This is a genomic window from Mesorhizobium sp. M1252 (genome assembly GCF_040318265.1).
Lineage (GTDB): Bacteria > Pseudomonadota > Alphaproteobacteria > Rhizobiales > Rhizobiaceae > Mesorhizobium.
This window is the reverse complement of the sequence record NZ_JAMYLX010000002.1, coordinates 155868-169374: the sequence shown is the minus strand read 5'-3', so window position 1 is coordinate 169374 and position 13507 is coordinate 155868. Positions and strand designations below refer to the sequence as shown.

The following is a 13507-nucleotide window of genomic DNA, read 5'->3' as shown; positions in this document are numbered from 1 at the left end:
TCCTTCGGGCCCCCCTCTGTCCTGCCGGACATCTCCCCCTCAAGGGGGGAGATCAGCAGCTTCTCGGGCGGCATTCTTCTTTCAACGCTGGTGGTAGGCGAAAACCGAAGCGACAGCCAATCTCCCCCCTTGAGGGGGAGATGTCCGGCAGGACAGAGGGGGGCGCGACAGAACGCGGATCTTTCGGATTGGCGCTCGTTGCGCTCCTCGCATCCCTTGTTGCCCTGCTTTTTGTAGCCCCCGCCTCCGCCGCCAAAATCGACGACCAGTTCCGCGCCTGGCTGCAAACCGATCTCTGGCCGGAAGCCCAGACCAAAGGCATCTCCAAATCCACTTTCGACGCCGCTTTCGACGGCGTGAAGCCGAACCTCAAATTGCCCGACCTCGTCCTGCCCGGCGAGAAACCCAAAACTCCGCAAAAACAGCATCAGGCCGAGTTCGGTTCGCCCGGCGCCTATTTCGCCGAAAAGACGGTGCGCGCCGTCACATCAGGCGGGCGCACGCGCGAGGCGGCCAACGCCAGGACGCTGGCTGCGATCGAAAAGCGCTACGGTGTCCCGGGCGAGATACTGTTGGCGATCTGGGGCCGCGAGACCGGCTTCGGCGCGGCGAAAATGCCCTACGACGCCTTCGAGGTTCTCGGCACCAAGGCGTTCATGTCGACCAAGAAGGACTTCTTCCGCACCGAGGTACTGGCGGCGCTCGAGATCGTCGAGCGTGGGTTGGCGCCGGTCGGCGCCATGAAATCGTCCTGGGCCGGCGCGCTCGGCCAGCCGCAATTCATGCCGACCTCGTTCCTGAAGCACGCCGTCGACTACGACGGTGATGGGCACCCGGACATCTGGAATTCGACGCCGGACGTGCTGGCCTCGATCGCCAACTATCTCGTCCGCTATGGCTGGGTGAAGGGGCGTGTCTGGGGTTTCGAGGTGACGGTTCCGGAAAGCGTTTCCTGCTCGCTCGAAGGTCCCGACCAGGGCAAGAAGATCTCAGCCTGGGTGGCGATGGGAATCAGCCGCGTCGGCGGCAAAGCCTTTCCGGCCGGCGAACTGAAAGCGGAAGGATTCCTTTTGATGCCGGCCGGACGCAGCGGCCCCGCCTTTATCGCCACGCCCAATTTCTACGTGCTGAAACAGTACAACACCAGCGACCTGTACGCCCTGTTCATCGGCCATGGCGCTGACCGCATTGCACATGGCGATGCTGATTTCGTCGGCAACTGGGGTGCGGTTGGCGGCCTGCATCGTTCCGACATCGCCGCGCTGCAACGGGCGCTGGAGGCCAAGGGCTACGATGTCGGCAGCGCCGACGGCCTGCCCGGCTTCAAGACCCGCCGCTCGATCGGCAGCTGGCAGGAAAAGAACGGCCGCCCCGCCACCTGCTTCCCCGACGCCGATCTGGTTGCTGCCATCAAGTAACACCGAAAAGAGCAGATTTTTCCCCATCGGCGGCTGCAATTGGCTCGCCCATGCTTCGACGCGCACAGCATATTCCGGTCCAGTATGCCGGCTCGCAAAAATGCCCGTTGCCGGTTGGAGGGCTGCCGGATAGGGTGTTGACCAACTGGAAAAAAATCAACACGGTATGGGGTCTAACGGTCGTCCTCCGGCCGCGAAAAAGATTACTGCAGCCCTGAGCCGGGAACTCGGGGTCAACAATCAACAAAACAGGGAACAATCATCATGATGATGGAAAAGTTTGCTCTACGTTCGCGCGTCTGGCTCGCAGGTGCTGCCATGTCCGCTCTGCTCATTGGCGTCGCGCCGGCCTTTGCCGTGACCCCCGCCGACACGCTGGTCGAAGGTTTTGCCATCGACGACATCATCTCCATGGATCCGGGCGAGGCGTTCGAACTGTCGACCGCAGAGGTCACCGGCAACACCTATGATCTGCTGGTCCGCCTCGACCTCAGCGACACCTCCAAGGTCAAGGGCGACCTTGCCGAGAGCTGGACCGTTTCCGACGACGGCCTGGTCTATACGTTCAAGCTCAAGCCCGGCCTAAAGTTCGCTTCGGGCAATCCACTGACCGCGGCCGATGTCGCCTATTCCTTCGAGCGCGCCATCAAGCTGGACAAGCCGCCGGCATTCATCATCAACCAGTTCGGCATCAGCGGCGACAATGTTGCCGACAAGGCCAAGGCCGTCGACGACACCACCTTCCAGTTCACCGTCGACAAGGCCTATGCGCCGAGCTTCGTGTTAAACTGCCTGTCGGCAACGGTCGCTTCGGTCGTCGACGCAAAGCTGGTCAAGGAACATGTCGCCGCGGTGACGCCAAGTGCCGACTACAAATGGGACAACGATTTCGGCAACGCCTTCCTGAAGACCGGTTATGCCGGCTCCGGCGCCTACAAGCTGCGCGAATGGCGGGCCAATGAGGTCGTCGTGCTCGAGCGCAACGACAATTACAATGGCGAGAAGGCCAAGCTCGCCCGCGTCATCTACCGCAACATGAAGGAAAGCTCGGCACAGCGCCTGGCGCTCGAAGCAGGCGACATCGACGTTGCTCGCAACCTCGAGCCGAACGATCTCGACGCCATCGCCAAGAATGCCGATCTCACCACGACCAGCGCGCCGAAGGGCACGGTCTATTATATCAGCCTCAACCAGAAGAATCCGAACCTCGCCAAGCCCGAGGTTCGCCAGGCGTTCAAATATCTGGTCGACTACGATGCGCTGAGCACGACCATCCTCAAGGGCATTGGCGAGATTCACCAGACCTTCCTGCCCAAGGGCGTTCTGGGCGAACTGGACGAAAATCCGTTCAAGTTCGACGTCGCCAAGGCCAAGGAACTGCTGACCAAGGCCGGCCTGGCCGACGGCTTCAGTGTAACCATGGACGTACGCACGGGACAGCCGACCACCGGCATGGCGGAATCGATCCAGCAGACGCTTGGCCAAGCCGGCATCAAGCTGGAAATTATCCCCGGCGACGGCAAGCAGACGCTGACCAAATACCGCGCCCGCAATCATGACATCTATATCGGCCAGTGGGGCCAGGACTATTTCGATCCGAACTCCAACGCCCAGACCTTTGCCTCAAACCCGGACAATTCGGATGAAGGCAAGACCAAGACGCTGGCCTGGCGCAATGCCTGGGACATCCCGGACCTGACAAAGCAGACCGAAGCAGCCTTGCTGGAGAAGGATGCCGGCAAGCGCGCCGATATGTACAAGAGCCTTGAAAAGACGATCCTCGACACCAGCCCCTTCGTCATCATCCACCAGCAATTGGAAGTGGCAGGCCTGCGCAAAAACCTGAAAGGCTTTGCGCTCGGTCCGAGCTTCGACACCAACTTCGTCGGCCCGGTCTCCAAGGAATAGCGCCGGCGGACGCGCCCTGATGAGCGCGATTGAAAACCAGGCGACGGCGGGGCAGGGAAGCGCCCGCGCCGTCGCTATCTTGTTGGCGATCGGCCGCTTCCTGGTCATCGCCGTCACCACCTATCTCGGCCTGCTCGCGGTGACCTTTTTCATCGGCCGCGTCATCCCGATCGATCCGGTGCTGGCGGTGCTCGGCGACCGCGCACCGGCCAATGTCGTCGAGCGCACCCGCCGCGAGATGGGGCTCGATCTTCCGTTGATCGAGCAATTCTATATCTATCTCAAGCATGCGCTGAACGGTGATTTCGGCACCTCGGTGCTGACCACCAATCCGGTGATGACCGACATCCGCCGCGCCTTTCCGGCAACGATCGAACTGGCGACGCTGGGCACTCTGATAGGCTCGTTGATCGGCGTGCCGCTCGGCGTGCTGGCAGCGGTAAAACGCGGCAGTCTCATCGACCAGATCGTTCGCATTGTCGGCCTGATTGGCTATTCCGTGCCTATCTTCTGGATCGGGCTTCTGGGGCTTGTCCTGTTCTACGCCAAGCTCCAATGGGTAGCTTTTCCCGGCCGCCTCGACATCGTCTACGAGTACACATTCACACCGATCACCGGCTTCTACCTGCTCGACGCCGCGCTGCAGGGCCAGTGGGATGTCTTCTACGACGCTTACCGCCACATCATCCTGCCGGCAGGGCTGCTGGGCTATTTCTCGCTCGCCTATATCAGCCGAATGACGCGCTCCTTCATGCTGAACGAGCTGTCGCAGGAATACATCGTCGCCGCGCGCGCCAAGGGCCTGTCTGAAACGCGAATCATCTGGGGCCATGCGCTGCGCAACGCCGCGGTGCCGATGGTCACGGTGATCGCGCTGTCCTATGCCGGGCTGCTCGAAGGTTCGGTGCTGACCGAGACGGTGTTCTCCTGGCCCGGCATCGGCCTCTACATCACCAATTCGCTGCAGAACGCCGACATGAACGCCGTGCTCGGCGGCACCATCGTCATCGGTTCGGTGTTCATCGGCATCAATCTCCTGTCCGATGTTCTCTACAAGGTGCTCGATCCGAGGACGAAGACAGGATGAGCGCCGAAGCAATCCAAACGCGCCGCGATTGGCTGCTCAGCGATCGGCCGGCCTCGCGCATGCAGGCAAGGCTCGGCCGCGCCTATGTCGCCTGGCGGCGCTTTTCCGCCAACCGGCTGGCGTTTCTCGGCCTGCTCATCATCATCGCGCTGCTGCTGGTCGCCGCCTTTGCCGATGTGCTGGCGCCCTATTCGCCGACCATCGGCGATCTCAAGAACGCGCGGCTTTTGGCGCCGAGTGCGGCGCATTGGTTCGGCACCGACGATCTCGGCCGCGATATCTATTCGCGCATTCTTTTCGGCTCGCGCTGGACGCTCTACGTCGTCATTCTTGTCGCCGTCATCGCAGCCCCCATCGGCCTTTTGGTCGGCACCGTCGCCGGCTATGCCGGCGGCTGGACCGATGCCATTCTGATGCGCATTACCGACATCTTCCTCGCCTTTCCCAAGCTGATCCTGGCGCTGGCCTTTGTCGCGGCCCTTGGCCCCGGCATCGAAAACGCGGTGCTGGCCATCGCCATCACCTCGTGGCCGCCTTACGCCCGAATTGCGCGGGCCGAGACGATGACCGTGCGCAATTCGGATTACATCAAGGCGGTGCAATTGATGGGCGCCTCTCCGTTCCGCATCGTGCTGCGCCACATCATGCCGCTATGCATCTCTTCGCTCATCATCCGGGTGACGCTCGACATGGCCGGCATCATCCTCACCGCCGCCGGCCTCGGCTTCCTTGGCCTCGGCGCGCAGCCGCCGCTGCCGGAATGGGGCACCATGATCGCGTCCGGCCGTCGCTTCGTGCTCGACCAATGGTGGGTGGCCGGCGCGCCCGGCTTCGCCATCCTGATCGTCAGTCTCGGCTTCAACCTGCTGGGCGACGGCCTGCGCGATGCGCTCGATCCCCGGAGTGGCGACCAATGAGTGGTGACCAATGAGCGGTGCACTTCTCGATGTCGACGACCTGCGCGTCACCTTCCCGACTCGGACCGGCCTCATCCAGGCGGTGCGCGGCGTCACTTTTTCGCTTGGCCGAGAGCGGCTGGGCATTGTCGGCGAAAGCGGCTCCGGCAAGTCGCAGACCGGCCGCGCCATCATGGGGCTGACGCCGCCGCAGGCCCTTGTGTCGGCCAAGAAGCTCGCCCTCGACGGCATCGACCTTCTGGCCATACCGGCCCGTCAGCGCCGGGCGCTGCGCGGCAAACGCATCGCCATGATCCTGCAGGATCCGAAATATTCGCTCGACCCCGTGATGAGCATCGGCCGCCAGATCGTCGAGACGCTGCGCACGCATGAAAAGGTCTCCAAGGCCGAAGCGCGCGAGCGGGCGCTGGCCATGCTGGAAGCTGTGCAGATCCGCGATCCCTCGCGTGTCTTCGACCTGCATCCGCACGAGGTGTCCGGCGGGATGGGCCAGCGCGCCATGATCGCAATGATGCTGATCGCCGGACCGGAACTGATGATCGCCGACGAGCCGACCTCGGCGCTCGACGTCACCGTGCAGCTCGATGTGCTCGGCATCCTCGACCGCTTGGTCAGTGAGCGCGGCATGGGCCTGATCTTCATCTCGCACGACCTGCGGCTGGTCGCCTCCTTCTGCGACCGCGTCATCGTCATGTATGCCGGCAAGGTGGTCGAGCAGCTCAAGGCGTCGGAGCTGCGCGACGCCCAGCATCCCTACACGCGCGGCCTGCTCAACTGCATGCCCAGGATCGGTTACGAACGCCACCCGCTGCCGGTGCTCGACCGCAAGCCGGAGTGGGCGGCATGACGCCAGCCATTTCGATTGAAGGGCTGGAGGTGGTGTTCGACCGTTTTCGCGCGCTGAAAGGGGCGAACCTCGAGGTGAAGTCCGGCGAATCCTTCGGCCTGGTCGGCGAGAGCGGTTCCGGCAAGTCGACGCTGCTCAAAGCCATTGCCGGCCTGGTGCCTGTCGCATCCGGTACTATCACGGTCAATGGCAAGACGCTGGGAGCGCGCCGCGACAAGGCTTTTTATCGCGAAGTGCAGATGGTCTTCCAGGACCCCTATGGTTCGCTGCACCCGCGTCAGACCGTCGACCGCCTGCTACAGGAACCGCTCGCCATTCACGGCTTTGCCGATGGCGAGCAACGCATCCAGCGCGCCCTCGACGAGGTCGGATTAGGCAACGGTTTCCGTTTCCGCTACGCGCACCAGCTCTCCGGCGGTCAGCGTCAGCGCGTGGCGATCGCGCGCGCGCTCATCCTCGAACCGTCGATCCTGCTGCTCGACGAACCAACCTCGGCGCTCGACGCTTCGGTGCAGGCCGAAGTGCTCAACCTGCTGGAAGAGGTTCGCCGTCGGCGCAAGCTGACCTTCCTGATGGTCAGCCACGACCTCGCCATCATCACCCATATGTGCGAGCGCCTGATGGTGATGCAGAACGGCGAAGCGGTGGAAAATCTCACCGCGAGCCAGCTGATCGGGCATCGCGTAGAGAAGGATTATACGCGCAATCTGTTGAGGGCGAGCGAGGGGTTTGTGCGGACCGCTTGAATCTGGGGTTTCCTATGGCGGAATGGACGTTCGAAGACCCACCCAATGTCGCGGTGTTGTCGGACAGAAGCATATTTAAACGTGCTGACTGGATCGCATACGTTGTGCACGAAGCTGATGACGACGATAACCACAACGATGAGGGTGGCAGTTGGCAATTTCATAGCAACGACAAGCAAAATCGAGATGAACCCGAGCTAATGCTCGTCAGCCTCCAGAATGTGGTTCAGCGGGATGAGAGCATCCTGGAATTGGCCGATTTGCCAAAAGGCTGGCATGCTTGGCGCAGTTCAAAATTGTCGCCTTGGCAGCGCGCTAAATCACTCCCTGTACCCTCCAACGACAACGAGTGATGCAGGAGGGCTAAGTCGAGCTTTGCGCCAGTTCGCCGTTCTCTGGAACAGATGGTTCGTCCCCCTGCTTAGGCTCCTTGATCCTGAACCACGTCACATAAAGCGCCGGCAGGAACAGCAGCGTGATCGCCGGCGATGATGCCGCCCATCATGGCGTATGCCATCGGGCCCCGGAACACTTCGCGCGCGATCGGGATCAGCGCCAGGCTGGCGGCCGCGGCCGTCAGCGCGATCGGCCGCATGCGGTGCTCGGTCGCTTCGATACGGCTTCCCAGCGGTCTTGGCCCTCGGCCACCAGATCCTCGATCTGCACGATCAGGATCATCGAGTTGCGGATCAGGATGCCGATCAGCGCCAGGACGCCCAGAATGGCGACGAAGCCGAGCGGTGCGCCGCTCGGCACCAGGGCCGCGACCACGCCGATCAGGCCGAGCGGCGCCACCGCCACCACCAGGAACAGGCGCTGAAAACTTTGCAACTGGATCATCAGGATGGTCGCCATCACGAACAGCATCAGCGGCACCACCGCTGCGGCTTTTTGCGCTTTCTTCGACCGAGCCGGCGGTTGCAACGGAATAGCGGGCGGTAGTTTGGCGATGAAGGCGTCGACCGACGGCTTCAATTCGTTCACGACGGTGGCCGGCAGCACGTCGCCAACGAGGCCTGCGCGAACGGTGATCATCGGGATGCGGTTGCGCCGCCACACCGTCGGCTGTTCGAGGTCGTAGCGGAAGTTCGCCACCGCGGCGAGCGGGATCGCTTCGCCGTTCCCGGTGACGGGTGAGCTGTCACGGACTGCCCCGTACGTGTATCGGTCGGCTGGTTAAGACCGGTCTGTCGAAGTGGCCCGCATCGACGACAGGCCCAATCGCCCGGCGGCGGTGCCAACTTGAGGAAAACGTGAAATAAGGTCAGAAGAGGCCTTGGCATTCATCTAACGAGAACGGGCGTCGGCCCGATGAGGGACGAAATGAAGAACGCAGCCATTTCTGAGCGCAAGAACCAGTCGATCTCGCGCGGCGTCGGCATGACGACGCAGATCTATGCCGACCGCGCCGAGAATTCGGAGATCTGGGATGTAGAAGGCCGCCGATACATCGATTTCTCCTCCGGTATCGCCGTCGTCAACACCGGCCACCGCCATCCCAGGGTGATCGAGGCGGTCAAGGCACAGCTCGACCGCTTCACCCATACCTGCCACCAGGTCGTGCCCTATGAGAGCTATGTCAGGCTGGCCGAACGGCTGAACGGCATGCTGCCCGGCAAGTTCGAGAAGAAGACCATCTTCGTCACTACGGGTGCTGAAGCCGTCGAGAACGCCATCAAGATCGCCCGCAACGCCACTGGCCGCCAAGCCGTCATCGCCTTTGCCGGCGGCTTCCACGGCCGCACCTTCATGGGCATGGCGCTGACCGGCAAGGTCGTGCCCTACAAGGTCGGCTTCGGCGCCATGCCGGGCGACGTCTACCACGCGCCGTTTCCGGTGCCGCTGCACGGCGTGTCTACAGCCGATTCGCTGGCCGCACTCGACAAACTGTTCAAGGCCGATGTCGATCCGGCTCGCGTTGCCGCCATCATCATCGAGCCGGTCCAGGGCGAGGGCGGCTTCTACGACGCGCCGCGCGAATTCCTGACGGCGCTGCGCAAGCTCTGCGACCAGCACGGCATGCTGCTGATCGCCGATGAGGTGCAGACCGGCTTTGCCCGCACCGGCAAGATGTTCGCCATGGATCATCATGAGGTCGCGGCCGACATTACCACCATGGCGAAAAGCCTGGCCGGCGGCTTCCCGCTGGCGGCGGTCACCGGCCGCGCCGAGATCATGGATGCGCCCGGTCCTGGCGGGCTCGGCGGCACCTATGGCGGCAGCCCGATCGGTGTCGCCGCAGCACACGCCGTGCTCGACGTAATCGAGGACGAAAAGCTGTGCGACCGCGCCAATACGCTGGGCGCCCGGCTGAAACAGCGGCTGCAGTCGATCCGCGACGATGTGCCCGAGATTGTCGACATCAGGGGTCTCGGCTTCATGAACGCGGTCGAGTTCAACGACGTCAAGAAGGGCCTGCCGTCGGCCGAGATCGCCAATGCGATCCGGCTGAAGGCGCTCGACAAGGGGCTGATCCTGCTGACCTGCGGCGTCTACGGCAACGTCATCCGTTTCCTGGCTCCGATCACCATCCAGGACAATGTCATGAACGAGGCGCTCGACATTCTGGAAAGCTCGATCCGCGAAGTCTGCGCTGCCTAGCGCAAACCCTACCTCCCCCTTGTGGGGAGGTCGGACCGCAGGTCCGGGTGGGGGGCCTCGCGCCGACCCCAACCCCGCTGCTTCGCAGCGACCCTCCCCACAAGGGGGAGGGTAAGTGCGTCTAGCCCGCAGCCCGTGCCGGCTCATCCTGCTGGAACGCTGCCAGTGCAGCCTTCAGCCCGTCAGGTCCCTCAGCAATCGTCTGCGCCATCGGCGAAAACCCGGCCCCGAGCATCTTGCGGCCCAGCATATGGTCGCCCGGCCTGTTGACGGATTCGATGCCGAGCAGCCGGCTTCCAGCATAGTGGTAGATCGAGAACTTGTTCTCAGCGAGGTCGCCCAGCACGACATGGCTGTCGCCGCCCGAGGTCAGCCCGACCATCTGCAGTTTCATGTCGCCGATGTCAGACCAGAACCACGGCACCGCCGCATACGCGTCCGTATGGCCGGTGATCGTGCGTGCGGCAAGCCGCGCCTGGTCGGTGGCGTTCTGCACCGATTCCAGCCGCACGTCGCCGCCGGTCGACCAGTGGCGGTAGGAAGCGGCGTCGCCGATGGCCAGAATATCAGGCACTGAGGTGCGCATCTGTTGGTCGACGCGGATGCCATTGGCGACAGTCAGTCCGGCAGCCTGCGCAAGTTCGACATTCGGCACGGCGCCGATGCCGACGATGACCATGCGCGCGGGCAGCCTTTCGCCGGTGGAGGTGATGGCAGCGCAGACATGGCCGTTTTCCCCTTCCAGCCCGGCAATGGTGGTGCCGGTGAGGATACGCACGCCGATCGCCTCCAGCCGTTGGCGGACATGGCTCGCCACCACCGGCGCCACGGCGCGGCCAAGCAGCCGGTCGACAGCCTCGACCAGGGTGACGTTGCGGCCGGCGGCCCTCAGCGTTGCCGCGATCTCCAGCCCGATGAAGCCGCCGCCGAGGATGACCACGTCTTCGCTTTGGGCGCTGAGCGCGCGGATCAGCCGCGCATCGGCGATCGAGCGCAGCGACACCACGCCCGAGAGGTCGGCGCCCGGCAGCGGCAGAAGCCGCGGCCGCGAACCGGTGGCCAGGATGAGCCGGTCGAACGGCAGCACGCCGCCGCCCGCTACCTCCAGCTTGCAGCCTGCCGTATCGAGGCTGTCTATTCGGATGCCCGGCCTGAAGTCGATGGCGCTGCCGGTGTAAAAGGCCTCGCCGCGCAAGGGTTGCGGCTTGGCATCGGCGTCCTTGATGAAGGTCTTCGACAGCGGCGGCTTGTGATAGGGCAGATCGGTTTCGTCGCCGATCAGTATGACAGGCCCGTCATAGCCTTCCTCGCGCAGGCTGGCGGCCGCTTGCACGCCCGCATGACCCGCACCGACAATGACGACCCCGTTCTTCATCGCAACCCGAATTCCTGTTTCAAATCTGGAGCATGATGCCGAAAAGTGTGAAGCGGTTTTCGGACGACATCATGCTTTGATTGTGAGCCGTTCCGCCAGATGGCGATTGTCTGCCGCCGTCGCAAGAGCCCCGGTCCGGGTCGCACCCGGAACGGTCGCTTGTCAATCGCGGCGTCTCTCACCTTGGCTGCTGGCTACGATTTAAAGTTGATAGTGCTAGTTTAGAATAATTCTAAACTGTTGTTTCAATTGAATTTTCTAGGGTTCACCAGTTGACTTGCGGCCTCGCCATCGTTTTATGGAGGCTCGCGCGTCAGCGCATCCCTTTGATGTTTGGGCCTTGAACCCGTTCGATTGGAGGCATTTGGTGTCTTTCTCCCGTGAGCCGCAGAGCGGCGCGGCATCTGTGGTGTCCTACGGCATGCCTATGTCCCGGCACCGTTTGGCACGCGCGCCTTTTACCGAATCCCCTTTGGACTGGAGACTGATGATGACAGCGCGATATGGCGGCAGACTGGCTGCGATCGGTGCCACGGCTATGTTGACGGCGGCGGTTTTCATCCTGCCGGCCAAGGCGGCGGAGATCGATGCCAAGGCGGTCATCAAGACCTATTCCGACATCGCGCTGGCCAAGTACGAGGATTCGCTGACCACGGCGCAGGCGCTCGACAAGGCTGTCGACGCGCTGCTTGCCAACCCGTCGGCGGACACGCTGAATGCCGCCCGCGATGCCTGGAAGGCGTCGCGCGTGCCCTACCAGCAGACCGAGGTCTACCGCTTCGGCAACAAGATCGTCGACGACTGGGAAGGCAAGGTGAACTCCTGGCCGCTCGACGAAGGCCTGATCGACTACGTCGCCAAGAGCTACGGCACCGAGTCCGACGCCAACGCGCTCTACACCGCCAATGTCATCGCCAACAAGGACATCGAGATCGACGGCAAGAAGGTCGACGCCTCGAAGCTTTCGCCGGAGTTCCTCGCCGGCACGCTGCAGGAGGCCGGCGGCATCGAGGCCAATGTCGCCACCGGTTATCACGCCATCGAATTCCTGCTCTGGGGCCAGGATTTGCACGGCACCGGCCCGGGCGCCGGCGAGCGTCCGTTCACCGACTACGACCTCAAGAACTGCACCGGCGGCAATTGCGATCGCCGGGCCGAGTATCTGAAGTCGGCCAGCGATCTTCTGGTCTCCGACCTGCAGGAGATGGTCGGCAACTGGAAGGAAGACGGCGCCGCCCGCAAGAACCTCGTCGATGGCCAGCCGAACACCGCTATCTCGGTGATCTTCACCGGCATGGGCTCGCTGTCCTACGGCGAACTGGCCGGGGAGCGCATGAAACTCGGCCTGCTGCTGCACGATCCCGAAGAGGAGCACGACTGCTTCTCGGATAATACCTACAACTCGCATCTCTATGACGCCATCGGCATCCGCGCCGCCTATCTCGCCAGCTACACGCGCATCGACGGCACCGTCGTTTCAGGCCCGTCGGTGCACGATATGGTCAAGGCGGCCGATCCGGCGATCGACAAGGAACTGTCCGACAAGCTCGATGTCTCGGTCGCCAAGATGGAGGCGATCAAGGCGCGGGAAGTGGCCGGCGAGGCCTACGACCAGCAGATCGCCGAGGGCAACACCGAAGGCAATGCTACCGTGCAGGCGGCAATCGACGCGCTGGTCGACCAGACCAAGTCGATCGAACGCGCCGTCGGCGCGCTGAAGCTGAACAACATAGCCTTCGAGGGGTCCGACAGCCTCGACGCACCGGACAAGGTGTTCAAGTAGCACCCCAACCAACTACCAGCCAAACGGCGCGGAGGGGCGCCGTCAGCCAGAGCCAATCCATGCTGATCTGCCATTGCAACATCATCACCGAAAAGGAGATTGAGCAGACGATCGTCGATCTGCTGGATCAGGACCCCTGGCAACTGATCGTGCCGGCGAAGGTCTATCACACGATGCAAAAGCGCGGTCGCTGTTGCGGCTGCTTCCCAAATGTGGTCGAAACGATCATTCGGGTCACCGAAAATTACCACACCCGTTCGGAGGCGAGCGGCGTGGACATCGTTTCACACCTGGATCGCGTCAGAGGCCTGCGCGTCCAATATGGGAGCAGAATCCATGAAAGGCGAACCGCAGATCATCGAGCGGCTTAACGAGGCTCTGTTCCTGGAGCTTGGCGCCGTCAATCAATACTGGGTGCATTTCCGCCTGCTCGAAGATTGGGGATATGCCAAGCTGGCAAAGAAGGAACGCGCCGAATCGATCGAGGAGATGCACCATGCCGACCGGCTGGTGGCCCGTATCATCTTCCTCGAAGGGCATCCCAATTTGCAGTCCGTGGCGCCGTTGCGCATCGGCCAGAACGTCAAGGAAGTGCTCGAATCCGATCTCGCCGGCGAATATGACGCACGCACCGCCTACAAGCGTTCGCGCGAGATCTGCAACGAAGCCGGCGACTACGTGACGATGAAGCTGTTCGAGGAATTGCTGGCGGATGAGGAAGGTCACATCGACTTCCTCGAGACGCAGCTCGACCTCCTTGCCTCGATCGGCGAGGAAAAATACGGCCAGCTCAACGCCGCATCGGCGGACGAGGCGGAATAGGAC

The 13507-nt window shown here is 62.8% G+C and carries 13 protein-coding genes and 1 pseudogene; 11 read left to right on the top strand and 3 right to left on the bottom strand.

Translation table 11 applies throughout. From position 1 onward, the window contains the following. The first annotated feature begins 140 nt into the window (after positions 1-140). The 7 genes from NKH22_RS04380 to NKH22_RS04350 all read left to right on the top strand — a co-directional run bounded on the left by NKH22_RS04380 (position 141) and on the right by NKH22_RS04350 (position 7276). On the top strand, positions 141-1418 hold the full coding sequence (locus NKH22_RS04380; protein WP_352537283.1) for a lytic murein transglycosylase: 1278 nt from the start codon (positions 141-143) through the stop codon (positions 1416-1418). Between the two features lie 264 nt (positions 1419-1682). After that, on the top strand, positions 1683-3326 hold the full coding sequence (locus tag NKH22_RS04375) for an ABC transporter substrate-binding protein (protein ID WP_023725785.1): 1644 nt from the start codon (positions 1683-1685) through the stop codon (positions 3324-3326). Positions 3327-3345: 19 nt separating this feature from the next. Continuing rightward, the gene (locus NKH22_RS04370; protein WP_023669524.1) at positions 3346-4413 is read left to right on the top strand and encodes an ABC transporter permease; all 1068 of its coding nucleotides are present in this window, start codon (positions 3346-3348) and stop codon (positions 4411-4413) included. Then, positions 4410-5330: a nickel transporter permease gene (nikC, locus tag NKH22_RS04365; RefSeq protein ID WP_023682024.1), complete on the top strand. Its 921-nt coding sequence runs from the start codon at positions 4410-4412 to the stop codon at positions 5328-5330. Before NKH22_RS04370 ends, nikC begins: the two co-directional genes overlap by 4 nt. 10 nt (positions 5331-5340) lie before the next feature. Then, positions 5341-6177: an ABC transporter ATP-binding protein gene (locus tag NKH22_RS04360; protein ID WP_023682023.1), complete on the top strand. Its 837-nt coding sequence runs from the start codon at positions 5341-5343 to the stop codon at positions 6175-6177. Then, entirely contained in the window at positions 6174-6923 is a 750-nt protein-coding gene (locus NKH22_RS04355) for an ABC transporter ATP-binding protein (protein ID WP_023682022.1), read from the top strand. The genes NKH22_RS04360 and NKH22_RS04355 overlap by 4 nt, the downstream gene beginning before the upstream one ends. A 14-nt stretch (positions 6924-6937) precedes the next feature. Beyond that, positions 6938-7276 carry a hypothetical protein gene (locus NKH22_RS04350; protein WP_352909016.1) on the top strand — a complete coding sequence of 113 codons (339 nt, stop codon included), beginning with the start codon at positions 6938-6940 and terminating at the stop codon, positions 7274-7276. 68 nt (positions 7277-7344) lie between these two features. Here the strand turns inward: NKH22_RS04350 and NKH22_RS04345 are convergent, their stop codons facing one another. Further along, positions 7345-7518 carry a hypothetical protein gene (locus NKH22_RS04345; protein WP_023682020.1) on the bottom strand — a complete coding sequence of 58 codons (174 nt, stop codon included), beginning with the start codon at positions 7516-7518 and terminating at the stop codon, positions 7345-7347. Beyond that, positions 7500-8036: pseudogene (locus tag NKH22_RS04340) on the bottom strand (efflux RND transporter permease subunit); the annotation flags it as partial. The gene NKH22_RS04345 and the pseudogene NKH22_RS04340, both read right to left, overlap by 19 nt. 210 nt (positions 8037-8246) lie before the next feature. Here NKH22_RS04340 and NKH22_RS04335 point away from each other — a divergent pair. Further along, positions 8247-9524: a 4-aminobutyrate--2-oxoglutarate transaminase gene (locus tag NKH22_RS04335; protein ID WP_023669533.1), complete on the top strand. Its 1278-nt coding sequence runs from the start codon at positions 8247-8249 to the stop codon at positions 9522-9524. 121 nt (positions 9525-9645) lie between these two features. Here NKH22_RS04335 and NKH22_RS04330 read toward each other — a convergent pair whose 3' ends face one another. Continuing rightward, positions 9646-10899, bottom strand: coding sequence for an NAD(P)/FAD-dependent oxidoreductase (locus tag NKH22_RS04330; RefSeq protein WP_023669534.1), 1254 nt, complete (start codon positions 10897-10899; stop codon positions 9646-9648). Positions 10900-11389: 490 nt separating this feature from the next. On the opposite strand from NKH22_RS04330, the gene NKH22_RS04325 reads away from it, so the two are divergent. From NKH22_RS04325 to bfr, 3 genes are read left to right on the top strand one after another with little or no spacing between them, the layout of a single operon-like run. Next, positions 11390-12682, top strand: a complete 1293-nt coding sequence (locus tag NKH22_RS04325; protein ID WP_023682018.1) for an imelysin family protein — start codon at positions 11390-11392, stop codon at positions 12680-12682. Positions 12683-12741: 59 nt separating this feature from the next. After that, the gene (locus NKH22_RS04320) at positions 12742-13053 is read left to right on the top strand and encodes a (2Fe-2S)-binding protein (protein WP_023669536.1); all 312 of its coding nucleotides are present in this window, start codon (positions 12742-12744) and stop codon (positions 13051-13053) included. Continuing rightward, positions 13019-13504: a bacterioferritin gene (gene bfr / locus NKH22_RS04315; protein ID WP_023669537.1), complete on the top strand. Its 486-nt coding sequence runs from the start codon at positions 13019-13021 to the stop codon at positions 13502-13504. The genes NKH22_RS04320 and bfr overlap by 35 nt, the downstream gene beginning before the upstream one ends. Positions 13505-13507: the final 3 nt, after the last annotated feature.

What these genes read in the sequence shown, in the direction of transcription:
- NKH22_RS04380 (WP_352537283.1), top strand. Translation starts at nt 141, where the DNA reads ATGTCCGGCAGGACAGAGGGGGGCGCGACAGAACGCGGATCTTTCGGA.
- NKH22_RS04375 (WP_023725785.1), top strand. Translation starts at nt 1,683, where the DNA reads ATGATGATGGAAAAGTTTGCTCTACGTTCGCGCGTCTGGCTCGCAGGT.
- NKH22_RS04370 (WP_023669524.1), top strand. Translation starts at nt 3,346, where the DNA reads ATGAGCGCGATTGAAAACCAGGCGACGGCGGGGCAGGGAAGCGCCCGC.
- nikC (WP_023682024.1), top strand. Translation starts at nt 4,410, where the DNA reads ATGAGCGCCGAAGCAATCCAAACGCGCCGCGATTGGCTGCTCAGCGAT.
- NKH22_RS04360 (WP_023682023.1), top strand. Translation starts at nt 5,341, where the DNA reads ATGAGCGGTGCACTTCTCGATGTCGACGACCTGCGCGTCACCTTCCCG.
- NKH22_RS04355 (WP_023682022.1), top strand. Translation starts at nt 6,174, where the DNA reads ATGACGCCAGCCATTTCGATTGAAGGGCTGGAGGTGGTGTTCGACCGT.
- NKH22_RS04350 (WP_352909016.1), top strand. Translation starts at nt 6,938, where the DNA reads ATGGCGGAATGGACGTTCGAAGACCCACCCAATGTCGCGGTGTTGTCG.
- NKH22_RS04345 (WP_023682020.1), bottom strand. Translation starts at nt 7,518, where the DNA reads ATGCGGCCGATCGCGCTGACGGCCGCGGCCGCCAGCCTGGCGCTGATC.
- NKH22_RS04335 (WP_023669533.1), top strand. Translation starts at nt 8,247, where the DNA reads ATGAAGAACGCAGCCATTTCTGAGCGCAAGAACCAGTCGATCTCGCGC.
- NKH22_RS04330 (WP_023669534.1), bottom strand. Translation starts at nt 10,899, where the DNA reads ATGAAGAACGGGGTCGTCATTGTCGGTGCGGGTCATGCGGGCGTGCAA.
- NKH22_RS04325 (WP_023682018.1), top strand. Translation starts at nt 11,390, where the DNA reads ATGACAGCGCGATATGGCGGCAGACTGGCTGCGATCGGTGCCACGGCT.
- NKH22_RS04320 (WP_023669536.1), top strand. Translation starts at nt 12,742, where the DNA reads ATGCTGATCTGCCATTGCAACATCATCACCGAAAAGGAGATTGAGCAG.
- bfr (WP_023669537.1), top strand. Translation starts at nt 13,019, where the DNA reads ATGAAAGGCGAACCGCAGATCATCGAGCGGCTTAACGAGGCTCTGTTC.